The 23442-nt window shown below is 69.6% G+C and carries 22 protein-coding genes; 13 read left to right on the top strand and 9 right to left on the bottom strand.

The annotated features are described in order from the left end of the window. Positions 1 to 28: 28 nt before the first annotated feature. Together hemA and ABZ893_RS17695 are read right to left on the bottom strand one after the other, a co-directional pair. Positions 29 to 1372 (bottom strand): 5-aminolevulinate synthase, encoded by a 1344-nt coding sequence (hemA, locus tag ABZ893_RS17700; protein WP_361403954.1) that lies wholly within the window; start codon positions 1370 to 1372, stop codon positions 29 to 31. 312 nt (positions 1373 to 1684) lie between these two features. Beyond that, positions 1685 to 1990: a cupin domain-containing protein gene (locus tag ABZ893_RS17695; protein WP_361403951.1), complete on the bottom strand. Its 306-nt coding sequence runs from the start codon at positions 1988 to 1990 to the stop codon at positions 1685 to 1687. A 287-nt stretch (positions 1991 to 2277) separates the two neighbouring features. Here ABZ893_RS17695 and ABZ893_RS17690 point away from each other — a divergent pair, with 287 nt between their 5' ends. The 3 genes from ABZ893_RS17690 to ABZ893_RS17680 all read left to right on the top strand — a co-directional run bounded on the left by ABZ893_RS17690 (position 2278) and on the right by ABZ893_RS17680 (position 4747). Then, the gene (locus tag ABZ893_RS17690) at positions 2278 to 2661 is read left to right on the top strand and encodes a hypothetical protein (RefSeq protein ID WP_361403948.1); all 384 of its coding nucleotides are present in this window, start codon (positions 2278 to 2280) and stop codon (positions 2659 to 2661) included. A 157-nt stretch (positions 2662 to 2818) separates the two neighbouring features. Then, complete coding sequence (locus ABZ893_RS17685) at positions 2819 to 3415, top strand: TetR/AcrR family transcriptional regulator (RefSeq protein ID WP_361403945.1); 597 nt, start codon at positions 2819 to 2821, stop codon at positions 3413 to 3415. 138 nt (positions 3416 to 3553) lie between these two features. Continuing rightward, on the top strand, positions 3554 to 4747 hold the full coding sequence (locus ABZ893_RS17680; protein WP_361403942.1) for an MFS transporter: 1194 nt from the start codon (positions 3554 to 3556) through the stop codon (positions 4745 to 4747). A gap of 139 nt (positions 4748 to 4886) precedes the next feature. Here ABZ893_RS17680 and ABZ893_RS17675 read toward each other — a convergent pair whose 3' ends face one another. Both ABZ893_RS17675 and ABZ893_RS17670 read right to left on the bottom strand, forming a co-directional pair. Continuing rightward, entirely contained in the window at positions 4887 to 5108 is a 222-nt protein-coding gene (locus ABZ893_RS17675; RefSeq protein WP_361403939.1) for a DUF397 domain-containing protein, read from the bottom strand. Then, complete coding sequence (locus ABZ893_RS17670) at positions 5101 to 5895, bottom strand: helix-turn-helix transcriptional regulator (RefSeq protein WP_361403936.1); 795 nt, start codon at positions 5893 to 5895, stop codon at positions 5101 to 5103. The genes ABZ893_RS17675 and ABZ893_RS17670 overlap by 8 nt, the downstream gene beginning before the upstream one ends. Before the next feature lie 198 nt (positions 5896 to 6093). Here ABZ893_RS17670 and ABZ893_RS17665 point away from each other — a divergent pair, with 198 nt between their 5' ends. Further along, positions 6094 to 6405 (top strand): hypothetical protein, encoded by a 312-nt coding sequence (locus ABZ893_RS17665; RefSeq protein ID WP_361403933.1) that lies wholly within the window; start codon positions 6094 to 6096, stop codon positions 6403 to 6405. Next, positions 6402 to 6737, top strand: coding sequence for a hypothetical protein (locus tag ABZ893_RS17660; protein WP_361403930.1), 336 nt, complete (start codon positions 6402 to 6404; stop codon positions 6735 to 6737). Before ABZ893_RS17665 ends, ABZ893_RS17660 begins: the two co-directional genes overlap by 4 nt. A 2-nt stretch (positions 6738 to 6739) precedes the next feature. Here the strand turns inward: ABZ893_RS17660 and ABZ893_RS17655 are convergent, their stop codons facing one another. Continuing rightward, on the bottom strand, positions 6740 to 7066 hold the full coding sequence (locus ABZ893_RS17655) for a hypothetical protein (protein WP_361403927.1): 327 nt from the start codon (positions 7064 to 7066) through the stop codon (positions 6740 to 6742). Between the two features lie 297 nt (positions 7067 to 7363). Between ABZ893_RS17655 and ABZ893_RS17650 the strand changes: the two genes are divergently transcribed. Further along, positions 7364 to 7804: an SMI1/KNR4 family protein gene (locus ABZ893_RS17650; protein WP_361403924.1), complete on the top strand. Its 441-nt coding sequence runs from the start codon at positions 7364 to 7366 to the stop codon at positions 7802 to 7804. A 37-nt stretch (positions 7805 to 7841) separates the two neighbouring features. Here ABZ893_RS17650 and catA read toward each other — a convergent pair whose 3' ends face one another. After that, the gene (gene catA, locus ABZ893_RS17645) at positions 7842 to 8504 is read right to left on the bottom strand and encodes a type A chloramphenicol O-acetyltransferase (protein ID WP_361403921.1); all 663 of its coding nucleotides are present in this window, start codon (positions 8502 to 8504) and stop codon (positions 7842 to 7844) included. A gap of 209 nt (positions 8505 to 8713) precedes the next feature. Between catA and ABZ893_RS17640 the strand changes: the two genes are divergently transcribed. From ABZ893_RS17640 to ABZ893_RS17625, 4 genes are all read left to right on the top strand, one after another. Then, on the top strand, positions 8714 to 9571 hold the full coding sequence (locus ABZ893_RS17640) for a serine hydrolase (RefSeq protein ID WP_361404577.1): 858 nt from the start codon (positions 8714 to 8716) through the stop codon (positions 9569 to 9571). Between the two features lie 186 nt (positions 9572 to 9757). Further along, entirely contained in the window at positions 9758 to 13504 is a 3747-nt protein-coding gene (locus tag ABZ893_RS17635) for an ABC transporter ATP-binding protein (protein ID WP_361403918.1), read from the top strand. A gap of 82 nt (positions 13505 to 13586) precedes the next feature. Then, complete coding sequence (locus tag ABZ893_RS17630; RefSeq protein WP_361403915.1) at positions 13587 to 13994, top strand: hypothetical protein; 408 nt, start codon at positions 13587 to 13589, stop codon at positions 13992 to 13994. Between the two features lie 143 nt (positions 13995 to 14137). Beyond that, the gene (locus tag ABZ893_RS17625; RefSeq protein ID WP_361403912.1) at positions 14138 to 15565 is read left to right on the top strand and encodes a S28 family serine protease; all 1428 of its coding nucleotides are present in this window, start codon (positions 14138 to 14140) and stop codon (positions 15563 to 15565) included. Between the two features lie 65 nt (positions 15566 to 15630). Here ABZ893_RS17625 and ABZ893_RS17620 read toward each other — a convergent pair whose 3' ends face one another. Beyond that, complete coding sequence (locus ABZ893_RS17620) at positions 15631 to 17442, bottom strand: glycoside hydrolase family 3 protein (RefSeq protein ID WP_361403909.1); 1812 nt, start codon at positions 17440 to 17442, stop codon at positions 15631 to 15633. A 227-nt stretch (positions 17443 to 17669) separates the two neighbouring features. Between ABZ893_RS17620 and aroA the strand changes: the two genes are divergently transcribed. Then, a complete protein-coding gene (aroA, locus tag ABZ893_RS17615; protein WP_361403906.1) occupies positions 17670 to 18908 on the top strand; it encodes a 3-phosphoshikimate 1-carboxyvinyltransferase in 1239 nt (412 codons plus the stop codon). Positions 18909 to 18947: 39 nt separating this feature from the next. Here the strand turns inward: aroA and ABZ893_RS17610 are convergent, their stop codons facing one another. Both ABZ893_RS17610 and ABZ893_RS17605 read right to left on the bottom strand, forming a co-directional pair. Beyond that, a complete protein-coding gene (locus ABZ893_RS17610; RefSeq protein ID WP_361403903.1) occupies positions 18948 to 19748 on the bottom strand; it encodes a sugar phosphate isomerase/epimerase family protein in 801 nt (266 codons plus the stop codon). Positions 19749 to 19812: 64 nt separating this feature from the next. Next, positions 19813 to 20898 carry a LacI family DNA-binding transcriptional regulator gene (locus ABZ893_RS17605; RefSeq protein ID WP_361403900.1) on the bottom strand — a complete coding sequence of 362 codons (1086 nt, stop codon included), beginning with the start codon at positions 20896 to 20898 and terminating at the stop codon, positions 19813 to 19815. 219 nt (positions 20899 to 21117) lie between these two features. Here ABZ893_RS17605 and ABZ893_RS17600 point away from each other — a divergent pair, with 219 nt between their 5' ends. Beyond that, positions 21118 to 22275, top strand: a complete 1158-nt coding sequence (locus tag ABZ893_RS17600; protein WP_361403897.1) for a Gfo/Idh/MocA family oxidoreductase — start codon at positions 21118 to 21120, stop codon at positions 22273 to 22275. Continuing rightward, positions 22272 to 23426 carry a dihydrodipicolinate synthase family protein gene (locus ABZ893_RS17595; RefSeq protein WP_361403894.1) on the top strand — a complete coding sequence of 385 codons (1155 nt, stop codon included), beginning with the start codon at positions 22272 to 22274 and terminating at the stop codon, positions 23424 to 23426. The genes ABZ893_RS17600 and ABZ893_RS17595 overlap by 4 nt, the downstream gene beginning before the upstream one ends. Positions 23427 to 23442 lie beyond the last annotated feature (16 nt).

Genomic DNA, 23442 nt, shown 5'->3' with positions numbered 1-23442 from the left:
GCCGGGCGGACTGGCGCGGCTGCCGCTCTCACGCGGCGTGCCCGGTGACACCGTAGTGGGCGAAGACCTCGGTCAGCGCCTGTACCAGGTGGGTGATGTCCTCGTCGGTGTGGTTCGGCGTGACGTTCACGCGGAACCGCTCGGTACCGACCGGCACCGTCGGGGAGTTGATCGGCTGCAGGTACACCCCGTGGACGTCCAGCAACCGGGTCGCGGCCTCCTTGCACCGCTGAGCGTCGCCCACCAGGACCGGCAGCACGTGAGTGGTGCTGCACTCCATGACGGCGATGCCGGCGTCCTGCAGGGCTGAGCGCAGGGCAACGGTCTTGTGGTGCAGTGCCTCCCGCTCGCGCGGGGAGGACTTGAGGTGCTCAATGCTGGCGTGGCAGGCAGCCACGACCGCGGGCGGCAGTGAGGTGGTGAAGATGAACCCGGAGGCGAAGCTGCGCACCGCGTCCACCAGCGTGGCCGAACCGGTGATGTAGCCGCCGATCACGCCGATGGCCTTGGCCATGGTGCCTTGGATGATGTCGATGTGGTGGTCGACATTCAGCTGCGCGGCGATACCGGCGCCGCGCGGGCCGTACATTCCGATGGCGTGCACTTCGTCGAGGTAGGTGAGCGCGTTGTAGTGCTGGGCCACCTTCGCTATTTCCTCGATCGGCGCCACATCACCATCCATCGAGTACACCGATTCGAAGGCGACGATCTTCGGTCGGTCCAGCGGTTGCCCGGCGAGCAGTTCCTCCAGGTGGTCCACATCGTTGTGCCTGAAAACGGCGCGTTCGGCCCGGGTGCTGCGGATGCCGTTGATGATCGATGCGTGGTTCAACTCGTCGGAGATGATGACGGCGTCGGGCAGGATACGGAGCAGGCACTGCAGCGTCGCGTCGTTGGAGCCGTACCCGGTCGGGAACACCAGCGCCGCTTGCTTGCCGTGCCACTCGGCGAGAGCGGACTCCAGGGCCGCATAGTGGGCGTGCGTGCCACCGATGTTGCGCGAACCACCGGAACCGGCACCGTACTCGTCGATCGCCCGGTGCATCGCCTCCAGCACCTCAGGGTGCTGCGACATGCCCAGGTAGTCGTTGCTGCACCACACCGTCACCTGCTGGTCTCGCCCGTCGGCGGTGCGACGTATCGCCTGCGGATAGGCGCCCGCCCGGCGGTTGATGTCCACGAACTCGCGATACTGCCCGCTGTTGCGCAGCTCCTGCAGCTTCTCGGACAGGAAATCCTCGTACATGTTGTGCTTCCCCCGCTGGTGCCGGCGCTCGCAGGCGCCGGTGATCGGCATGACGGAAAGCAGTACACAAAAGTGCGTGGATGCATCACCAATACGATGGGGGCATGTGACATTCCGTAGCGGCATAAAGCGAGGTCACATGGGGGCGCAACTGCCGAATGCGAGGTCGGTCACATACGCGAACTCATCTGAATTCTCGCCTTGCGGCGTGCGGCCTACCGGCGGGTCGATTATCGGGGGTGAACCGGAAAAAGGTTCCTCTGCCGAAAGCATCCTCAGGGGCCGTATCCGCTGCCCGACCCAGACCTCGAGCCCTGCAGAATCGTGGACGCTGTCGTCGAGGACCGCGCGGTAGACGTCGAAGCTTTTGACGGTCGTGCCGTACTCGCGACGGTCGGCCCAGGCCCGTTTGATTTCCCAAGGCAGCCTGAAGAGCCGTCACTTCTCCGGCAGTTCCACGATCACCAACGTGCCCCGGCTCCCGGGGCGGACCGTGTGTGCAGTTCCCGCCGCCACCATGAACAGCTCGCCCGCCCGCACCGACACCGGCACGCCATCCACCTCCAGCTCCAGCCGACCATCGAGGACCAGCAGAGCCTCGGCGGCCCCATGGCTCTCCTCCGCGACCGGCAACCCGTCCATGCGCAGTACCTTGACGCAGGCCGCCCCCACCATGCCCAGCCTGCGAGAACTCCACGCCTCGGGCAGACCGGCCGCCGTTTCCGCAAGGTCGACCGCACTCATGGCACACCCCTCCACACGGACTCGTTCGGTCACGCCGAACGGGCCCGCACTTAAAGATCAATGGATGCCCTGAAAGCTACCTGACCAGGAAAAACAAGTGGTAGACCGTTTGGTAAAGCCTGCCGCCGGGCCCAGACCGAAGCCAACCCGACCCACGCGAGGGGGCCAGCCACTACCCGTCCAACGATCCGAGACGAGCCACTAGTTCTTGACGTCTCGTTGCCTTAGCTTCGCCAAGTAAGACGTGGGGACGGTGAGGGGGCGACGGCGTGAGCGGAGTCCGACGTGTGTTGCGCCTGCTGGAATGGCTGTGCGCGGTTGTCGCGGTGCTCTACGCAGTGCTGTTGGTGTTGTTCACCAACTACGGCGCCCTGCTGATCACTTACAAGAACGGCGACCTCACCCCGACGATCGCGGGCTTCGCAGTGGCCTGCGCGGGCTGGCTGGGCCTGCGTCTGGTGCGGTCACCGCGCGGCTTCCCGGTGGGGGTGTTCATCGTTGCCGCGTGCCTTGTCGGTCTGGCGTCCGTGACGTGGTGGACGTCGCGCTCCGATGCGGAGGAACAGCGCGTGACGCCCTCGCCGAGCACGGGGCGCGTCTGGGACTCGCAGCCGCCTGACTACGTGCCGGGCACAGCACCCCCGCCGCCCCCGCCATCGGCGGGGCCTTAACCGGTCGGCAGTTCGCGGCCGCCGGAGCGTGCGCTTCCGGAGGCCGTTGGCGGCTTCTCAGGTCAAGAGTTGCCGATACCGGACTGCTGCGACGGATGAGCGCGAGGCTTGCGCCTACGTATTGCAACGGTCGATCCAAAATGACTAAGGTGGCGCCATGGCCCGACCGAGGATGTTCGACGAGGCGCGGGCCCTGGACGCGGCGATGTACACGTTCTGGGAGAAGGGCTATGAGGCCACTTCCACCCAGGATCTGTGTGAAGCCACCGGGCTGGGGCGCAGCAGCATCTACAACACGTTCAAAAGTAAGCGTGACCTGTTCGAGCGTGCGCTCGCCCACTACATCGAGACCATGACCACCGCCCAGATGGCTGTTCTGGATGACGTGAGTCATAGTGCCGCCGACCGTATCCGTGCCCTGTTCGCCATGGTCGTCGACGGCGAGACCGAGCACAGGGCCGGCGGCCGCAGTCTGGGCTGCCTGACCGTGAACACCACGGTCGAACTGGCCGCTCGCGACAGTGTGGCGGCCGAGATGCTTGAGCGCGACACGGCTCGCAGGCTCGCGGTGCTGCGTGCGGTGGTCGAGGAGGGCCGCCGAGACGGCAGTATCACCTCTCGGCGGGACGCCGGAGCGGTGGCCCGCTTCATCAACGCTGCGATCGGCGGTATGCGCATCTCGAGCCAGGGGGGCGCCGACCGGAGCGTTCTGGAGTCGATCGCCGAAGTCACCCTTGACGCACTGACGCACTGACGCACTGACGCACTGACGCTTGCCCGCTCCGGCGGCGTGCCCGCCCATACCCACGTTTTGGACTGATCGGTCCGTAACGCAATTTTTCCACGCCACCCGGCCCTGCCGGTCGGCGTCGACTGCTAAGGAGACACAGTCATGCCTCGTGCCGTATACGTCCTGGCGCTCGGCATCTTTGCCATGGTGACCAGCGAGTTCGTGGTCGCCGGACTGATGCCGCAGATGGCCGACGGCCTGAATGCCACCGTCCCGCAGATCGGTTACCTCATCACCGCGTTCGCGGTGGCCATGGCGGCCGGCGGGCCGTTCCTCACCATGGCGGTCATGAAGCGTCCGCCGCGGACGGCGCTAATGGTGCTGTTCGTTGTCTTCCTGGCGGGCAACGTCCTGGCTGCCACCGCGACCGGCTACGCCACGATGGTGACGGCGCGCATCATCACTGGCATCGCCTCCCAGGCCTTTTTCGGCGTGGGCATCTCGATGTGCGCCCAGATCACCCGCCCCGAGGTCCGCGGCCGGGCGATCGCGGTCGCGATGAACGGACTGATGCTCGGCACCCTGCTCGGACTGCCCATCTCGACCCTGGTCGGTGAGCGCTTCGGCTGGCGTGCGGCGTTCTGGGTCATCACCGCGATCACCGTAATCGCAGCAGTGGCCACCTTGTTCGGCGTGCCCCGCATCGAGCGCGCCGCGGGCGGCGGCGGCTTCCGTCAGGAGATCGGTGTCTTCCGGAAGCCCAAGCTGTGGCTGGTGCTGTCAACCAGCACGCTCATCATCGGTGCCACCTTCTCGGCCTTCAGCTACTTCAACCCGATCCTCACCGATGTCACCGGCTTCTCCACCGGCGCCGTCGCCGTCCTGCTGATCGCCTACGGTGCCGCCACTGTCGTCGGCAACAACATCGTCGGCCGATTCGCTGACCGCCACACCATCCCGGTCCTCATTGTCGGCCTCGTCCTCAACGCCGTGTCCCTGGCCGGTTTCGCACTGTTCGCCGATCTGCCCGCACCGGCCGTCATCTGCATGATGGGCATCGGCCTGGCGGGCGTCACCATGAACCCGGCCATGGCAACTCGCGTCCAGCGCACCGGGAACGCCAGCCCGCTGGTCAACACTGTTCATTCCTCCTTCATCACCCTCGGCATCATCCTCGGCTCCTCCATCGGCGCTGTGGCGATCGATGCCTGGGGTCTGCGCTCCCCGCTCTGGCTCGGCGCGGTCATGGCTCTGGCCGGCCTGGCCACTGTGCTGCCCGACCTCGCGCGCCGCTCCACCCCCGCAACGAGCCTTGTTTCCCCCTGCGCTACTGCCGAACAGGCAGAACGAGTGTGAGCGGCGAAGGCAAGGGGGTGCTCGGCCTGCCGTTGTAACGGTGCCCGAGTGGAGGTTCGGGACGTCGTTCGGCGGTCCCTCGAGATTGGCAGGTCACGGCCTCCGGGGGCGTGTGCTCCTGGAGGCCGTTGGCGCCGTCTTAGGCGGGGAGGTCTCCGGTGCGGACGGCTGCGATGAAGGTCGCCCAGTCGTGGGAGGGGAAGACGAGGGCGGGGCCGGCCGGGTTCTTGGAGTCGCGGACGGGGACGCCGGCGGGGTGGTGGTCGAGGACTTCGAGGCAGCTGCCGCCTTCGCTTCCGCTGTAGGAGGACTTTCGCCAGCCGACCAGTGCGGCGGCGTTCGAGATGGTCGGCTCAGTCATGATCTCCGTAGTCCTTTGCTGTCGCCCTCAGCAGGGCCAGTGACTCCTTGAGCGGCAGCGCGTCGCTCAGCGCAAGATCGTAACGACCTTGCAGCTCATGGACCATGGCTGGGGAATCGTGCACCTTCCCCATGCGGACCCCCTCGCTGTAGGCCACCGGCGGCTGATCGTCGAACCACATCAACGTCAACATGCCTTCGAGCAGTGGGTGGAACCCCAGGGAGCGCGGCAGCACGTGTACACGGATACGGCCCGAATCTGCCAATCGAATGATGTGCAGGATCTGCTCAGCCATGACATCGGGGCCGCCCACGGGGCGCATCAAGACTCCCTCGTCCAAGAGCGCCCACACCACGGGTGACACGGGGTCCTGAAGGATCTTCGCCCGCTCAAGGCGTGTGACAACGAGCCTGTCACATTCCTCTTCACCCACGGGAGGGTACGAAGCGCTCATGACCGCACGGGCGTACCGCTCCGTCTGGAGGATGCCGGGAACGAACGAAAGGGCGAACTCCCTGATCTCAACGGCCTGTTGTTCGAGGGCGTGAGCCGTCTCGAAGTGTTCGGCCACCACCCCGTCCCTGTCGGGCAGAAAGCTGCTCAGTACATTCCCCGTGTTCAGCGCCCTGTCCAGCCTCCGCGCATCCTCCTTCGACGGCAGGCGGCGCCCCGCCTCGATGTGGGCGATGTGCGAACGCGACATCACCGCCGCCGTGGCCAGATCCTGCTGGGTCAGGCCGGCGGCCTCGCGCTGGGCCTTCAGCCATTCCCCGTAGGTGTTGCTCATCGTCAACTCCCATGTGACAGATGCCTTGTCACGTCGTACCCCCTGGCGAGCCTAGCCCTGGCGGTCCCACTCTGTGAGCGGATCGCTACACAGCGATGCCCATGTACGTCGACCTGCCCTTCTCCGGGTACGGAAGACCCCCGCGACCGCTAGCGACGGCCCGGGGGCATGGCCACCAACTTCAGTGGAGTTGCTGACGTGTTGAACCTTATCGCCCGCCTTGTCGAACTGCTGCTGCGGCTGGCCTGTCCGGCCTCGGGGCGCCATCGAAAGCGCGATGTACTCAGTCCGGCACCCGAAGCCCCAGAGCCTCCGGCCCGCCGTACCGCCCCGCACACCTATCCCCTCCGAGGCGAGGACTCCCGACTGGTCCGCCCCTACGTCCTCGCCCACGAGCGCCGAGAGCAGGAGAAGCGGCAACGTGCTCGCCGCCGCCGCACGCTCTGGCTCGCCGTACACGGCGTGGACCTCGGCGCGCACCACATCCACGGTGTCGAGGTGGTCGCATGATGTTCCACGGCCACGACACCGCGCCCGCCAGTCAAGGTCGGCTCCTGCCCTGGGCCAGTCTCGACGGGAATCCCTGCTACCTCGTAAGCGACGGCACCGGCACCAGCTACGTCTCCCGCGTCGCCGACGGTGTCGAGTCCGTTCAGCTCGAAATGGCCGATGATCTCCTATCCCATGCCTCGGACCTGCTCGCCGACGCGCACGGCAAGGCCACGGCACCCCAACTCCACTTCCTGGCAGCACGATTGGCAGAAAGCCTGCGCGACGTACGTCGAATCGCCCTGAGCCGGGGCGGCCGGCTTCCCTCTTCCGATCGCGGTGACGCTGACTAGCTTCAGAGCGACTCATGCTTCAGGTGGACGAGCCCGTCGACGGAGCCCAATTGGGTCCGCAGGGCGGAGGCGCGGGCCGCCGGGGTGAGGGCCAGTAGCAGGATCTGGGCCGTCGGGTGTTCGGCGGCGTAGAGGTCGCTTTCGCCGTCGTCGCCGGGAATCGAGTTGGGCTGGACCTCTATCTCTCCGCCGGGGCTGTCGGCGCGGTGATAGATGCCTCGGAAGTAGCTGTCGTGCTCGGTGAATGCCAGTCCGAGGCGGTCGCTGATGAGGTGGACCAGTTCGGCGGCAGTGTGGCTGCTGGTGCCGTATGTGTCGTAGTCGGCCAAGTGCGTAGACCCTATGGCCGACTACCTCCTATCCCACGCCTCAGACTTGCTCGGCTGCGCGGAAGGCCAGGTCACGGTGCCTCGGCACCCCTCGCTGGCGGCATGATTGGCAGAAACGGGCACGACGTACACCGACTCACCCGTAGTTCGGGGAGACCGGCTCCCCGCGACGGCCTGGCCATCTTGTCGCAGGGAGTGTCAGTAGACAGCGCGAAGCTAACGCCGACGACTCCGATCACGGTGATCAATGGGGGCGATGTCTGGTGAATTTGAGCGGGACTTCTCTATGAACGGAGTGTGAGTCACTTGTGGCGCGAGCTCGCCTCGGGGTTTCCTGGCGTCGAGTTCCAGGACCCCGCGACCGATCACATCCTGGGCGAAGTCGAGCGACGACTCGGGCAGTCCGTTCCGCCGTCGCTGCGTGAACTCCTCTTGGAGAGCAATGGAATTGAGGACGTGTACGGGACCGAGTTGGTCTGGGCCGCGGAGAAGATTCTCGGCGAGAATCTCGCGTTCCGTGACTCGGTCGAGTTCCGTGGCCTCTACCAGTCGTTCGACGCCCTGATGTTCTTCGGTGACAACGGGGGCGGCGACCAGTTCGCCTTCGTCCGCGTCCCGGAGCGGGACGACGTCTTCGTGTGGGACCACGAGACGGACAGCCGGACCTGGGTCTCGGCGTCCCTGGAGGCCTACGTGCGCAGCACCCTCACAAGTGACGGCGAGGACTGGTACCGCTGACCGGCGGGGCCCCGGCGCCTCCCCGGCCCGCACCCCGCTACAGCCACCCCAACTCCGCAACCAGCCCCTGCAGCTCATTCACCAGGCGCGCCGCATGAAACCCGTCCGCCGCCGCGTGATGTACCTGCACCGCCAAGGGCAGCATGACCCGGCCCTCCCGCTCCACGTACTTGCCCAGCGTGAAGATCGGCGCCAAGTGGTCCCAGCCGGCTCCGATGTTCAGGTTGAAGCCCGTGAACGATGACCACGGCAGGCTCGATACGTCGAAGGTGTTCGCCGGGGGAGGGCCCTGCGGGAACATCTCCGTCGCCTTGCTGTGCTCCGTCAGTAGTGGCGCCGCCGCCTCGTGGAACGCGCCGAAGTCCGCGTCATACGGAACCCACACGCACGCGAACGTCTCCCGCTCCGCGTTGAAGACCGTGAAGGCCGGGTGCGCCACCGGCCATACCGCCGGAGCGCCCGACTCCGTCACGCACATCCTGAACTCCTCGTGACGGTTCACGATCGTTGCCAGGGCCCAGATCTGGGCGACGTAGGACTTCCAAGGCGACTCGCGCAGCGCCCTCGTGAACGCCGTGACGTCCAGCTCCACCGTCATCGAGTACGTGCACGGAACCCGCTCGCGGTAGTGCTCGAAGTGCTCGCGGCGTGGCCACGTGTCGAGGTCGATCGGGAGAGGGAGCGGAGCGGCGGCGGTCATCCGGGCATCCTGTCAGCCGTCGGATCGCCCGATCCATTGAATTCATCCCGATCCATTGAATTCGTACAACCATCCGCCCCCACCCAAGAGTCATGTGAGGCGAGTGCGCCGTAGGCGTGCCCGTTCCGTTTCAGGGGGGACCCACTCACATGACTCACCACATATCCCTGCGTTCCCGTGCGCTCCCCGCCACCCTCGTGGCCGTAGGAATGCTCGCGGCCGGCGCCGCGCCCGCCGCGGCCGCCACCACCCCGCAGGTCACCTGTACCTCCGGTCAGGCCGGGCTCGCCGCCAAGCTGCAGAAGGACATCACCGCCGCCCTCGCCTCGCGCTCCGGAACCGTCGCCGTAGGCCTCAGGGACCGGACCACCAACACCACCTGCACCCTCCGCGCCACCTCCTCCTACGACTCCGCCAGCGTCGTGAAGGTGACCGTCCTCGCCACGCTCCTCTGGGACGCCAAGAAGACCAACCGGTACCTCACGACGCGCGAGGCGAACCTCGCCACCGCCATGATCACCAAGTCCGACAACAATGCCACCACCTCCCTCTGGAAGCAGCTCGGGGTCACCAAGGTCAAGGGCTTTCTCGCCGCAGCCGGGATGACCCGGACCGTTCCCGGGTCCGGGGGCTACTGGGGGCTCACCCAGATCAACGTCACCGACGAGCAGCGCCTGCTCTCCCTCGTCACCGCCAAGAACACCGTCCTCAGCGACAACTCCCGCGCCTACATCCTCAAGCTCATGGGCAAGGTCATCTCCTCCCAGCGCTGGGGCACCCCCGCCGGCGCGCCGTCGACCGTGTCCGTGCACGTCAAGAACGGCTGGCTGGAGCGGTCCACGCACGGCTGGCGCGTGCACAGCATCGGCGCGTTCCAGGGCGCCGGGCACGACTACACGATCTCCGTGCTCACCCACGGCAACAGCACGATGACGTACGGCGTGAACACGATCCAGGCCGTCGCGAAGGTGATCCACCGGGATCTGATTCCGGCTGCGGCGGCTACGTCGCGTTACACGCCGACCACCACTCCCAAGGAGGCGTACGTCGCCGTCCCCCAGGGCTGACAAGGAAGGGACCGGGACCTGAGGACCAGGCCCGCTCGGACCTTCGTCCCGGTCCCGGCCCCGAATTGTTGCGGCGGGATGAAATCCGCCCGTTTCCGCGTTGCGCCTCTCGGCAGGTAAGGACAGGACCGGCCAGGACAGAGCCGGTCAGGACCGGTCAGGTCGGGCACAACGGGAGGCGTGGACGTGGCGGAGCAACGGGGATGGGGCCGGCGTCTCGCCGGGTACGCCTGGCGGTACCCGAAGGACGTCGTGCTCGCGCTCGGCGCGTCCCTCGGCGGCATGGCCGTCATGGCGCTCGTCCCGCTGATCACCAAGGTCATCATCGACGACGTGGTGCGGGACCACACCCGCTCCATGGGACCGTGGGCCGCCGCCCTCGTCGGCGCGGCCATTGTCGTCTACGCCTTCACCTACGTCCGCCGCTACTACGGCGGCCGCCTCGCCCTCGACGTCCAGCACGACCTGCGGACCGAGATGTACGGGACGATCACCCGGCTCGACGGCCGGCGTCAGGACGAGCTGTCCACGGGCCAGGTCGTCGGGCGCGCGACCAGCGACCTCCAGCTCATCCAGGGCCTGCTCTTCATGCTGCCGATGACCATCGGCAACGTACTGCTGTTCCTGATCTCCCTCGGGATCATGGCGTGGCTGTCCCTGCCGCTGACTCTCGTCGCGCTCGCCGTCGCCCCCGCCCTCTGGTACATCGCCAAGCGCAGCCGCTCCCGCCTTCACCCCGCCACCTGGTACGCGCAGGCGCAGGCCGCCGCCGTCGCCGGGGTCGTGGACGGCGCCGTGTCCGGCGTACGCGTCGTGAAGGGCTTCGGGCAGGAGGACCAGGAGACCGGGAAGCTCCGGGAGGTCGGGCGGCGGCTCTTCGCGGGGCGCCTGCGCACCATCCGGCTCAACGCGAAGTTCACCCCCGCCCTCCAGGCCGTGCCCGCGCTCGGCCAGGTCGCGATGCTCGCGCTCGGCGGCTGGCTCGCCGTACGCGGACAGATCACGCTCGGCACGTTCGTCGCGTTCTCCAGCTACCTCGCCCAGCTCGTCGGCCCCGTCCGGATGCTCGCCATGGTCCTCACCGTCGGCCAGCAGGCCCGCGCCGGCGTCGAGCGCGTCCTGGAGCTCATCGACACCGAACCGTCGATCGCGGACGGCACCAAGGAACTCCCCGCCGACGCCCCCGCGACCGTCGAGTTCGACGACGTCTCCTTCTCCTACGAAGGTGCCGACAGGGCCGTCCTCGACGGGCTGTCCTTCGAGATCCGCGCAGGCGAGACCCTCGCCGTCGTCGGCTCCTCCGGCTCCGGCAAGTCCACCGTCTCGCTCCTCCTCCCACGCTTCTACGACGTCACGCACGGCGCCGTCCTCATCGGCGGCCACGACGTCCGCGAGCTGACCCTCGACTCGCTGCGCGCCGCCATCGGCCTCGTACCGGAGGACTCGTTCCTCTTCTCCGACACGATCCGCGCGAACATCGCGTACGGCGTCCCCGACGCGAGTGACGAGCAGATCGAGGCCGCGGCCCGCGCCGCCCAGGCCGACCGCTTCATATCCGAGCTGCCCGACGGCTACGGCACGACCGTCGGCGAGCAGGGCCTCACCCTGTCCGGCGGCCAGCGCCAGCGCATCGCGCTCGCCCGCGCCATCCTCACCGACCCCCGCCTCCTCGTCCTCGACGACGCCACGTCCGCCGTCGACGCCCGCGTCGAGCACGAGATCCACGAGGCCCTCAAGCACGTGATGGCGGGCCGCACCACGCTGCTCATCGCCCACCGCCGCTCCACCCTCGGCCTCGCCGACCGCATCGCCGTCCTCGACGGCGGGCGCCTCGCCGCGATCGGCACCCACGAGGAGCTGGAGGCCGGCTCGCCCCTCTACCGGCGCCTGCTCACCGACCCCGACGAGCTCGGCGGCGTCTCGCCCGGCCACGTCCGGCCCGCACTCCCCGACGAGGACACCTCGGTGAGGGCCGAGCTGGACGCCGAGTTCGACGCCGAGCGCGGCATCACCCCCGTCCTGTGGACGGGCGACCGCGAACCCAAGGACACCGCGCTCGCCGGGATGCCCGCGACGCCCGAACTCCTCGCACAGGTCGACGCGCTCCCGGCCGCCGCGGACACCCCCGGCATCGACGAGGCACGCGCCGTCACGCCCGAGAAGTCGTACGGGCTCCGCCGGCTCCTGCACGGATTCGGCGCGCCGCTGCTGATCAGCCTCGCCCTCGTCGCCGTCGACGCCGGCATGGGCCTGCTGCTGCCCGTACTGATCCGGCACGGCATCGACCAGGGCGTCACGCGGCTCGCGCTCGGCGCCGTGTGGGCGGCGTCCGCGTTCGCCCTGCTCGCCGTCGTCGTCCAGTGGGGCGCGCAGATCGGCGAGACCCGGATGACGGGACGCACCGGCGAGCGGGTCCTCTACTCGCTGCGCCTGAAGATCTTCGCCCAGCTCCAGCGCCTCGGACTCGACTACTACGAACGGGAGTTGACCGGGCGCATCATGACCCGGATGACGACCGACGTGGACGCCCTGTCGACGTTCCTCCAGACCGGCCTGGTCACCGCCTTCGTCTCCGTCGTCACCTTCTTCGGCATCATGGGCGTGCTCCTCGTCATCGACGTCCAGCTCGCGATCGTCGTCTTCGCGACGCTGCCGCCGCTGATCTTCGGCACGTTCTTCTTCCGCCGCGCCAGCGTGAAGGCGTACGAACTCGCCCGCGAGCGGGTCTCCGTCGTCAACGCCGACCTCCAGGAATCCGTCGCCGGGCTGCGGATCGTGCAGGCGTTCCGGCGCGAGGGCTCGGGAGCGCGCCGGTTCGCCGAGCGGAGCCAGGACTATCGCGCCGCCCGTATCCGCGGCCAGTGGCTGATCTCCGTGTACTTCCCGTTCGTGCAGCTCCTGTCGTCGGTCGCCGCCGCCGCGGTCCTGATGGTGGGCGCGGGACGGGTGCAGGCGGGCACGCTGACGGCGGGCGCGCTCGTCGCGTACCTGCTCTACATCGACCTGTTCTTCGCGCCCGTGCAGCAGCTCTCGCAGGTCTTCGACGGCTACCAGCAGGCCACGGTCTCGCTCGGCCGCATCCAGGAACTGCTCCAGGAGCCGACATCCACGAAGGCCTCCGACGAACCCCTCGAAGTCCTGTCGCTGCGCGGCGAGATCGCCTTCGAGGACGTGGACTTCGCGTACGGCACCGACGAGGCGGCGCTCAGTGACGTGGCGCTGCGCATCCCCGCCGGGCAGACCGTCGCCTTCGTCGGCGAGACCGGCGCGGGCAAGTCGACGCTCGTCAAGCTCGTCGCCCGCTTCTACGACCCGACCGGCGGACGCGTCACCGTCGACGGCACCGACCTGCGCGACCTCGACCTCACGAGCTACCGGCACCGTCTCGGCGTCGTCCCGCAGGAGGCGTACCTCTTCCAGGGCACCGTGCGCGACGCCATCGCCTACGGGCGGCCGGACGCCACCGACGCCCAGGTGGAGGCGGCGGCGCGGGCGGTCGGCGCGCACGACATGATCGCCACTCTTGAGGGTGGTTATCTGCACGAGGTCGCCGAGCGCGGGCGCAATCTGTCCGCCGGGCAACGGCAGTTGATCGCGCTGGCCCGCGCCGAACTCGTCGACCCCGACATCCTGCTGCTCGACGAGGCGACCGCCGCGCTCGACCTCGCCACGGAGGCGCAGGTCAACCACGCCACCGACCGCATCGCCGGCAAGCGCACGACCCTCGTCGTCGCCCACCGCCTGACCACCGCCGCCCGCGCCGACCGGGTCGTCGTCATGGCCGACGGCCGGGTCGCGGAGGACGGTACGCACGACGAACTCCTCCTGCTCGACGGCCGGTACGCCGAGCTGTGGCGGACCTTCGCCGGTGAGCCGGAACCCGGGTCGGAGCCCGAGTCGGAGCCCGAGGCCGAGGTCGGCTCCACGCGATAACGCGCACAGCGGGCAACCACCGGCCCCGCCCGCCGCGTCCGTACACCAGTACGCTGTGGACGACATGGCGGGAGGGGCGACGGTGGGCGCAGGCAGGGGCGAGGGCGGCATACACAGACGGCTCGCGGTCGCGACAGCCGTACTGACCTCCTCGGCGCTGCTCGCCCTCTCGGGCCCGGCGACAGGGGTCGCGCAGGCCGCAGCCGCGCTCTGCCCCGGCCACAAGGTCCGCAACCTGCCGTTCTCCACCGGCAAGACGGTCGTGTACCGCAGCGGCAACTACATCTGCGCCGTCACCCTCACCGGGCGCGACGGTGTCCGCCAGAAGATGTCGGTCAGCGTGCAGGCGCGCGGCAGCCGGCCGGTGCGGGACAGCGGCAACTACGCGCACCACGCGGGCCCGGTCACCGTGCACGCGGGACACCGCTGCGTGTGGGTGCGGGGCTCGGTGGGCCGGGGGTCGGTCAGCTCGGGCTGGATCCTCTGCTGACGACGCGCCCGCCCGAGCCGCCCCCACGCGTCGCCGCATGAGCCACCCCACCTCAGACGCCCTCTGAACCCCAAGAACCCCTGACAGAACAGATGTTCCTCCGCTAGGTTCCCTGCGCATCTGTGTTCTAAAAGGGAGTACGAATGCGCAACGCGCTCAGATGGCTGCTCGCGCTCGTGATGCTGATAGGCACCGCGAGTACGGCCACGGCGGCCACCGCCGCTCAGGCCCGGCCGGCAGCCGCCGACACCGAAACCGACATCAAGGACCGGCTCCTCGCCGTACCCGGCATGAGCCTGGTGGAGGAGAAGCCGTACGCCGGCTACCGCTACTTCGTCCTCAACTTCACCCAGCCGGTGGACCACCGGCACCCGTCCGCCGGCACGTTCCAGCAGCGCATCACCGTGCTGCACAAGGACGTCAGCCGCCCCACGGTCATGTTCACCGGCGGGTACAACGTCTCCACGACCCCCAGCCGCAGCGAGCCGACGCGCATCGTCGACGGCAACCAAGTGTCCGTGGAATACCGCTTCTTCACGCCCTCGCGGCCCGCGCCGGCCGACTGGTCCAAGCTGGACATCTGGCAGGCGGCCAGTGACCAGCACGCCATCTACCAGGCCCTCAAGCCGATCTACGGCAAGAACTGGCTGACCACGGGCGGCTCGAAGGGCGGCATGACCGCCACGTACTACGAGCGCTTCTACCCGTCCGACATGGACGGCGTCGTCGCCTACGTCGCGCCCAACGACGTGGTGAACAAGGAGGACTCGGCGTACGACGACTTCTTCAAGACGGTCGGCCCGAAGGACTGCCGCGAGGCGCTGCAGAACGTGCAGCGCGAGACGCTGGTGCGCCGGGACGCCCTTGAGGGCAGGTACGCGGACTACCTGAAGGCCAACAACTACACCGTCGACACGGTCGGTTCGCTGGACAAGGCCTACGAGGCCACCGTCCTCGACCTGGTGTGGGGCTTCTGGCAGTACCAGCCCTCGCAGACCGCGTGCGCCGACGTGCCGGACGCCGCGACCGTCTCCGACCAGGCCCTCTTCGACTACGTCGACGAGGTCGGCGGCTGGAACTCGTACGCCGACCAGGCCCTTGAGCGCTACACGCCGTACTACTACCAGGCCGGCACGCAGCTCGGCTCGCCCGACATCAAGCAGCCGTGGCTCGGCGACCTGTCGCGCTACGGCTACCAGCCGCCGCGCAACTTCGTGCCGCGCTCCATCCCGATGGAGTTCCAGCCGTCGGTGATGCGTGACGTCGACACGTGGGTGCGCCAGCACGCGACGCGGATGCTGTACGTCTACGGCGCCAACGACCCGTGGGGCGCCGAGCGCTTCCGCCCCGGCAAGGGTTCCGTGGACTCGTACGTGCTGACCGCTCCCGGCGCCAACCACGGCGCGAACGTGGCCCAGCTGAACGCCGATGACAAGGCGTTCGCCACCGAGCGGATCCTGAAGTGGGCCGGCGTCTCCGCGCCCGCCGTCCAGGCCGCCAAGCCGCTCGCGACCTATGATGCGAAGCTCGACAAGCGGGACGTCGAGCGGGATTTGACGCTCCGGCCGTAATGGTTTGTGAGAGCTGAATGCACCCCCCGGCGTGACACGCCGGGGGGTGCATTCGCGTCCAGCGTCTAGTACGAGAGCCCGTAGCCGATCGGATAGAGCTCCTTCGTCGGGTCGTCCGCCCGCTGGACCGGCACCGGCAGCTTGCCGCGCGGGTCGGCCCGGCCCGCGATCACCCGTACCGCCGCCCGGAGTTCGACGTCCGTCCACGAGTACGCGGCGAGCGAGGCGGCCACGCCGGGCACCTGCGCGATGTCGTACGGATTGCGGATCGCGACCGCGACGACGGGGACGCCGGTGGCGATCAGCGCGTTCACGAGCTTCTGCTGCGCGCTGTTCGCGGTGACGTTGTACGTGCCGATCAGGACCGCGTCCTTGCCCTTCGCGGCGGCGACGGCTTCGTTGATCTTCGCCTGGTTCGGGGCCGTGCCGGTGGACAACACCGTTGCGGAGAAGCCCAGTTCGGTCAGGGCCTGGCCGAGTGTCGTCGTCGGCGGGCCCGTCGTGCCGGACGGCGAGGCCGGGTCGGCGCCGACGACGAGGATGTTGCGGTGGGTGCGCCGCGACAGGGGGAGCAGGCCCTTGTCGTTGAGCAGCAACGTCGTGGTGGCGTCGGCGATCCGGTCGGCGTTCGCGAGGTGGCCGGTGGTGCCCACCGTCTTGTCGACGCCGCTCGCGGTGACGTACGGGTCGTCGAACAGGCCGAGCTTCTGCTTGAGGCGCAGGACGCGCAGGATCGACTCGTCGAGGCGCGCCTCCGTCAGCTCGCCGCTCTTCACGGCGTTCAGGACGGTGTTCCAGGAGACCTCGAGGGAAGGCGGGTTGAGGAGCTGGTCCACGCCCGCCTTCAGAGCGAGCACCGGCACGCGGTCGTCGCCGTACTTGTCGCGTACGCCCTGCATACCGAGCGAGTCGGTGACGATGACGCCCCCGAAGCCGAGTTCCTCGCGCAGGATGCCCGTCATGATCGGATGGGAAAGCGTCGCCGGGTCGCCCGAGGCGTCGAGGTCGGGAACCATGATGTGCGCGGTCATGATCGAGTCGATGCCGGCGGCGATCGCGGCCTTGAACGGCGGGGCGTCGATCTTCTGCCACTGCTCGCGCGTGTGCGTGATGATCGGGAAGCCGAAGTGGCTGTCCGTGGCGGTGTCGCCGTGACCGGGGAAATGCTTGGCGGTGGAGGCGATGTCCGCGCTCTGGTAGCCCTTGACCTCGGCGGCGACCATGCCCGCGACGGCCTCCGGGTCGGCGCCGAAGGAGCGGACGCCGATGACCGGGTTGGCCGGGTTGATGTTCACGTCGGCGTCGGGCGCGTAGTTCTGGCGGATGCCGAGCGCGCGCAGTTCGGCGCCGGCGATCCGGCCCAGGGTGCGGGCGTCGGCGCGGGAACCGCCCGCGCCCATGGCCATCGCGCCCGGGAAGAGGGTCGCGGGCTTGCCGACTCGGCACACTATGCCGTGTTCCTGGTCGGTCGAGATGAGCAACGGGATGCGGCTCGGCTGGGCGAGGCCCGCACGCTGGATGCCGTTCGACAGGTCGGCGATCTGGTGCGGCTCGCGGGTGTTGTGGGCCCAGGCGAAGTAGATGATGCCGCCGAGCTTGTACTTGGCGATCAGCTCGGCGGCGGTGCGGACGCCGATCTCGTTGAGGTTGGCATCGATGTCGGCCTGGTCGGGCTCGGTGGCGGAGTGGCCGTAGACCCGCATCACGAAGAGCTGGCCGACCTTCTCCTCAAGACTCATCCCGGCGATGATCCGCTTGAGGGTCGCGTCCGTGTCCGTGCCTGACGCGCCGGCGGCGACGGCCGGTATCCCCGTCATCGTGACGGCGGCGGTGCTCGCGGTGGCGGCGGCGAGCAGGGTGCGTCTGGAAAGGCTCATGTGGCTCCTTGGATTCCCGCAGCGGTGCGGTGTGGATGCCCTGAAAGAAACTTCCAAGGGTCACGAATATCCGGAAAGTTTCTGCCGGTCAAGGGTGTGAGCGCGGTGGGGAGTTACGGGTCGTCAGCTGCTCCGCGCCCCGCGGAGAGCCGTCCCGTCCTGTGGGCGGGCCGTCCAGCCCATGGACACTCCGGCGCGTGCCGCACCCGTCGAGCACCATGACCGGCATGGCAGTCGTTGAGATCCCCGGTTCCAAGTCCGTGACGGCGCGAGCCCTGTTCCTCGCCGCGGCGGCCGAGGGGACCACCACCCTCGTACGCCCCCTCGCCTCCGACGACACCGAGGGGTTCGTCGAAGGGCTGCGGCGGCTCGGATACGGGGTCGAGACCGGCCCCGGCGCCTGGCGCATCGAGGGGCGGCCGGCCGGGCCCGGCGTCACCGACGCCGACGTGTACTGCCGGGACGGCGCCACCACCGCCCGCTTCCTGCCCGCACTCGTGGCGGCCGCCGCGCAGGGCACGTACCGTTTCGACGCCTCGCCGCAGATGCGCCGCCGTCCGCTCGCGCCGCTCACCCGGGCGCTCCGTGACCTGGGCGTCGACCTCCGTCACGAAGTCGCCGAAGGGCATCATCCGCTGACCGTCACGGCGGGCGGGGTGGCCGGTGGTGACGTGACCCTGGACGCCGGCCAGTCCTCCCAGTACCTCACCGCGCTACTCCTGCTCGGACCGCTGACCAGGGACGGGCTGCGCATCACGGTCACGGACCTGGTGTCGGCGCCGTACGTCGAGATCACGCTCGCGATGATGCGGGCCTTCGGGGCGGACGTCCGGCGCGACGGCGAGGTCTTCACGGTCGCGCCCGGCGGCTACACCGCCACCACCTACGCCATCGAGCCCGACGCCTCGACGGCCAGCTACTTCTTCGCGGCGGCGGCCGTCACCGGCCGCGAGGTCACGGTGGAAGGTCTCGGGAAGGGCGCGCTCCAGGGTGACCTCGCCTTCGTCGACGTGCTGGAACGCATGGGCGCGCGGGTGACGGTGACGGCGGACAGCACGACGGTCGCCGACCCCGGCGCGGCCGGTCTGCGCGGCCTCACGGTCAACATGCGGGACATCTCCGACACGATGCCGACCCTCGCCGCGATCGCGCCCTACGCGACCGGCCCGGTCCGCATCGAGGACGTCCACAACACGCGCGTGAAGGAGTGCGACCGCTTGGAGGCCTGTGCGGAGAACCTCCGGCGGCTCGGGGTGACGGTCGAGACGGGCCCCGACTGGATCGAGATCCACCCCGGCTCCCCGACCCCGGCCGAGATCGCGACGCACGGCGACCACCGCATGGCCATGTCCTTCGCGGTGACTGGGCTGCGCGTGCCGGGCGGGGTGACGTTCGACGACCCGGGGTGCGTCAGGAAGACGTTCCCGGGGTTCCATGGGGCGTTCGGGGAGGCGTTTCCGGGCTAGGGGGTGGCTTTCCGGGGTGGGCCGACTCGCGTTCTCGCGCTACGCCGACTCGTTCAGCAACCGCCCCAGATGCTCCCGTCCCGCCGTCAAGATCCCCGGTAGCGGGGCTGCCTCCGGGTACCAGCGTTTCTCGTACTCCCAGCACAGCCAGCCGTCCCAGTTCTCGCGGGACAGGACGTCCACCACCTCGGCGAGCGGCAGTACGCCCGAGCCGAGCGGCAGCGGTGTCGTGTCGTCGGGGCCCGCGATGTCCTTCACCTGTACGTAGCCCAGGTGCGGGGACAGTGCCGCGTACGTCGCGTCCGGTTCCTCGCCGCCGAGCCACGTGTGCATCACGTCCCACAGCGCGCCCGCCTGCCGGTGCCCGACCGGGCCGAGGACCCGTGCCGCGTCGGCGCCGGTGCGGTGCGAGTCGTGGGTCTCCAGGAGGACGCGGACGCCGAGGCCGGCGGCGTACTCGGCGGCCGTGCCCAGGCGCCGGGCCGCGGTCGCATCGGCGTCGTCGCGGCTCTGCTCCGTACCGCCGCCCGGGAAGACGCGTACGTAGGGCGCGCCGACGTCGTGGGCGAGTTCGACGAGGGATCGGATCTCGGCGGCGACGGCCTCGTCCTCGTCCGGGGCGGCCACGCGCGCGTACCCGGCCAGGCCCAGGATCTCGACCCCGGCGGCCTCGAACTCGGCGGTGACAGCGGCCCGTTCGGTGCGCCCGAGCCCCAGGTGGACCGGTTCCTCAGGGTGGGCGCGCAGCTCGACGCCGTGATAGCCGTGCGTGCCGGCGAGCCAGACGACGTCGGCGAGCGGAAGCCCGGGAACGCCGAGCGTGGAGAAGGCCAGTTTCATGGCCGGGACGGTACCGGCCATTCACGGGTGGTCAAGGGGACGTGGGGCTCCGGCCTGACGTCGGTCAGGGCGCATCCGCCTGCCGGTCCCAGTAATCGACGGCCCCCACCCCCGGCACCCCCGTCGACCCCCGCACCATCAACTCCCCCTGTATGACGGCCAGTCCACCCGCCGGCGCCTCCTCCCGCCCCATCGCGATCCGCCCCGCGCGGGCGCCCGCCTCCGCCAGCGGCAGCCGTACCGTCGTCAGGGCCGGGACCGCGTCCACGCTGAACGGCAGATCGTCGAACCCCGCCACCGACACGTCCCCCGGAATGCTCAGCCCGGCTTCCCGCAGCGCGGCACACGCACCGAGCGCCACCGTGTCGTTCGCGGCGACGATCGCCGTCAACGACGGTTCGCGGCGCAGGAGTTCGACCGTCGCCTCGTACCCGGAGCGCCGGTCGTACGGGCCGTGCACGGTCCACTTCGCGTCGTCCGGCACGTCCCGCGAGGCCAGCGCCGCGCGGTGCCCTTCGAGGCGGTGCCGGGTCGTCGTACGGTCCTCGGGGCCCGCGATGTAACCGATCCGGCGGTGCCCGAGGTCGAGCAGGTGCTCGGTGAGGGCGCGGCCGCCGCCGCGGTTGTCGAAGGTGAGTGCCACCGCGTCCGCGTCCGGCACGGGCGGCCGGCCGCACAGGACGACCTTGGTCCCCGCCTCCGCGAGCCGCCGCAGTTTCGCCGAGATCGCCGTCGCGTGCGCGGTGTCCTCGACGGCGCCGCCCGTGAGGACGACGGCCGCGGCCCGCTGCCGCTGGAGCAGCGTCAGGTAGGTGAGCTCGCGCTCCGGCGACCCGCCGGTGTTGCAGACGACGGCGAGCCGCTCACCGCCCGCTCGCCCGCCCGGCCCGACGATCTCGGACTGCACGGCTCCGGCCACGATCCCGAAGAACGGGTCGGCGATGTCGTTCACGAGGATGCCGACCAGGTCGGACGTGGCGGCGGCGAGTGCGCTCGCGGGCCCGTTCAGCACGTAGTCCAGGTCGTCCACCGCACGCAGCACCCGCTCGCGCGTCGCCGCGGCCACCGGGTAGTTGCCGTTCAGCACGCGGGACACCGTGGCGGGGGAGACCTGGGCGCGGGCCGCCACGTCGGCGAGGGTCGTGGTCATCGCATGTTCCTCCGGTCGGCGGCGGGCGGGCGGCCGTCCGGTCGTACGGCCTCGCCATCCCCGTTTCGTCAGCCCCCGGTCTTGTCCGACCGGCAGTGCAGAGGCTAGCTTCTTCCCGGATAGAAAGCGCTTGCTGAAACGAGCGTGATCCTCAAGCGTGATCTCCGGCGGCGGCGGGACGACGTGATCTCCGGCGGCGGGCGGGACGAAGGGACACTCATGACACGCAAAACGGTGCGCATCGCCATGAACGGGGTGACGGGGCGCATGGGCTATCGCCAGCACCTCGTCCGCTCCCTGCTCGCCCTGCGGGAACAGGGCGGCCTCGACCTCGGTGACGGCACGGTCCTGTGGCCGGAGCCGGTGCTCGTCGGCCGCCGCGAGCACGCGCTGCTCGCGCTCGCCGAGCGGCACGGCCTCGACCCGGCGAACGTCTCCACCGACGTGGACGCCGTCCTCGCCGACGACTCGGTCGACATCTTCTTCGACGCCGCCATGACCTCCACCCGCGAGGACGTCCTCAAGAAGGCCATCGCCGCCGGCAAGCACATCTACACCGAGAAGCCCACCGCGACCGGCCTCGACGGCGCGCTTGAGCTGGCCCGCCTGGCGAACGACGCGGGCGTCAAGCACGGCGTCGTCCAGGACAAGCTGTTCCTGCCGGGCCTGCTCAAGCTCAAGCGGCTCATCGACGGCGGTTTCTTCGGCCGCATCCTGTCCGTGCGCGGCGAGTTCGGCTACTGGGTCTTCGAGGGCGACTGGCAGGAGGCGCAGCGCCCGAGCTGGAACTACCGCTCCGAGGACGGCGGCGGCATCGTCGTCGACATGTTCCCGCACTGGGAGTACGTGCTCCACGAGCTGTTCGGCCGCGTCACCTCCGTCCAGGCGCTCGCCTCGACGCACATCCCGCAGCGCTGGGACGAGAACGGCAAGCCCTACGACGCGACCGCCGACGACTCGGCGTACGGCATCTTCGAGCTGGAGTCGGGCGCCGTCGCGCAGATCAACTCCTCCTGGTCGGTGCGGGTCAACCGGGACGAGCTGGTCGAGTTCCAGGTCGACGGCACGGAGGGCTCGGCGGTCGCGGGCCTGCGCAACTGCCGTGTCCAGCACCGCAGTTCGACGCCGAAGCCGGTGTGGAACCCGGACATCCCGGCCACGTACTCCTTCCGCGACCAGTGGCAGGAGGTCCCCGACAACCAGGAGTTCGACAACGGCTTCAAGGCGCAGTGGGAACTGTTCCTCAAGCACGTGTACGCGGACGCGCCCTACCGCTGGGACCTCCTCGCGGGCGCCCGTGGCGTGCAGCTCGCCGAGCTGGGCCTGAAGTCGTCGGCGGAGGGCCGCCGCCTGGACGTTCCGGAGATCGGCCTGTGACGATCCGACTCCCCGGCGCCGACGGCACGACGCGCGCGTACACCCCGCGCGCCGAGCCCGCGTCCTTCACCACCGGCGCGCCGCTCACCTCCCGCGTCGTCTTCTCCGCCGCGCACGTCGTCGCCGACCCGCTCGCCGACACCAGCCCCGACTCGCCCGCCGCCGTCGACTGGGACGCGACGCTCGCGTTCCGCCGCCACCTGTGGGCGCACGGCCTGGGCGTCGCCGAGGCCATGGACACCGCCCAGCGCGGCATGGGCCTCGACTGGGCGGGCGCCGCCGAACTCATCCGCCGCTCGGCGGCCGAGGCCCGCTCCACCGGGGGCGCCATCGCGTGCGGGGTGGGCACCGACCAGCTGACAGGCCACGCCACGCTCGGCGAGGTCCGCGCGGCCTACGAGGAACAGCTCGCGCTCGTGGAGGGGACGGGCGCGCAGGCGATCCTCATGGCCTCGCGCGCCCTCGCCGCCGCGGCCCGCGGACCCGAGGACTACCTCGACATTTACGGGCATCTGCTGCGCCAGGCGACCGGGCCCGTCATCCTGCACTGGCTCGGCCCGATGTTCGACCCGGCGCTGTCCGGCTACTGGGGTTCGCCCGACCTCGACGCCGCCACGGACACGTTCCTCGACGTCATCGCCGCGCACCCGCATAAGGTCGACGGCATCAAGGTGTCGCTCCTGGACGCCAGGCGCGAGGTCGAACTGCGCCGCCGCCTCCCGGAGGGCGTGCGCTGCTACACGGGCGACGACTTCAACTACCCTGAGCTGATCGCGGGCGACGAGCAGGGCTTCAGCCACGCGCTCCTCGGCATCTTCGACCCGCTGGGCCCGCTCGCCGCCGACGCGGTACGCGTCCTCGACACCGGGGACCGCACGAAATTCCGCGAACTCATCGACCCCACCGTCGAGTTGTCCCGGCATCTCTTCCAGCGGCCGACCCGCTTCTACAAGACGGGCGTCGTCTTCCTCGCCTGGCTCGCGGGCCACCAGTCCCACTTCACGATGGTCGGCGGCCTCCAGTCGGCCCGTTCGCTCCCGCACCTCGCGCGCGCCTACGAACTCGCCGACGGCCTCGGCCTGTTCCCGGACCCGCACCTCGCGGCGACCCGGATGAAGTCCCTGCTCAGCGTGTACGGAGTCGACCAGTGAGCCCGAGCCTTGATCG

Origin of the sequence: Streptomyces sp. NPDC046821 (assembly GCF_040645335.1) — a bacterium.
Classification (GTDB): Bacteria; Actinomycetota; Actinomycetes; order Streptomycetales; family Streptomycetaceae; genus Streptomyces.
The sequence above is the reverse complement of the archived record's forward strand: the minus strand, read 5'-3'. Positions and strand labels throughout refer to the sequence as shown.

Bases quoted from the DNA above. Each gene is read 5' to 3' on its own strand.
- hemA (WP_361403954.1), bottom strand. From the start codon at position 1,372: ATGCCGCTACGGAATGTCACATGCCCCCATCGTATTGGTGATGCATCC.
- ABZ893_RS17695 (WP_361403951.1), bottom strand. From the start codon at position 1,990: ATGAGTGCGGTCGACCTTGCGGAAACGGCGGCCGGTCTGCCCGAGGCG.
- ABZ893_RS17685 (WP_361403945.1), top strand. From the start codon at position 2,819: ATGGCCCGACCGAGGATGTTCGACGAGGCGCGGGCCCTGGACGCGGCG.
- ABZ893_RS17680 (WP_361403942.1), top strand. From the start codon at position 3,554: ATGCCTCGTGCCGTATACGTCCTGGCGCTCGGCATCTTTGCCATGGTG.
- ABZ893_RS17675 (WP_361403939.1), bottom strand. From the start codon at position 5,108: ATGACTGAGCCGACCATCTCGAACGCCGCCGCACTGGTCGGCTGGCGA.
- ABZ893_RS17670 (WP_361403936.1), bottom strand. From the start codon at position 5,895: ATGAGCAACACCTACGGGGAATGGCTGAAGGCCCAGCGCGAGGCCGCC.
- ABZ893_RS17660 (WP_361403930.1), top strand. From the start codon at position 6,402: ATGATGTTCCACGGCCACGACACCGCGCCCGCCAGTCAAGGTCGGCTC.
- catA (WP_361403921.1), bottom strand. From the start codon at position 8,504: ATGACCGCCGCCGCTCCGCTCCCTCTCCCGATCGACCTCGACACGTGG.
- ABZ893_RS17640 (WP_361404577.1), top strand. From the start codon at position 8,714: ATGCTCGCGGCCGGCGCCGCGCCCGCCGCGGCCGCCACCACCCCGCAG.
- ABZ893_RS17625 (WP_361403912.1), top strand. From the start codon at position 14,138: ATGCGCAACGCGCTCAGATGGCTGCTCGCGCTCGTGATGCTGATAGGC.
- ABZ893_RS17620 (WP_361403909.1), bottom strand. From the start codon at position 17,442: ATGAGCCTTTCCAGACGCACCCTGCTCGCCGCCGCCACCGCGAGCACC.
- aroA (WP_361403906.1), top strand. From the start codon at position 17,670: ATGGCAGTCGTTGAGATCCCCGGTTCCAAGTCCGTGACGGCGCGAGCC.
- ABZ893_RS17610 (WP_361403903.1), bottom strand. From the start codon at position 19,748: ATGAAACTGGCCTTCTCCACGCTCGGCGTTCCCGGGCTTCCGCTCGCC.
- ABZ893_RS17605 (WP_361403900.1), bottom strand. From the start codon at position 20,898: ATGACCACGACCCTCGCCGACGTGGCGGCCCGCGCCCAGGTCTCCCCC.
- ABZ893_RS17600 (WP_361403897.1), top strand. From the start codon at position 21,118: ATGACACGCAAAACGGTGCGCATCGCCATGAACGGGGTGACGGGGCGC.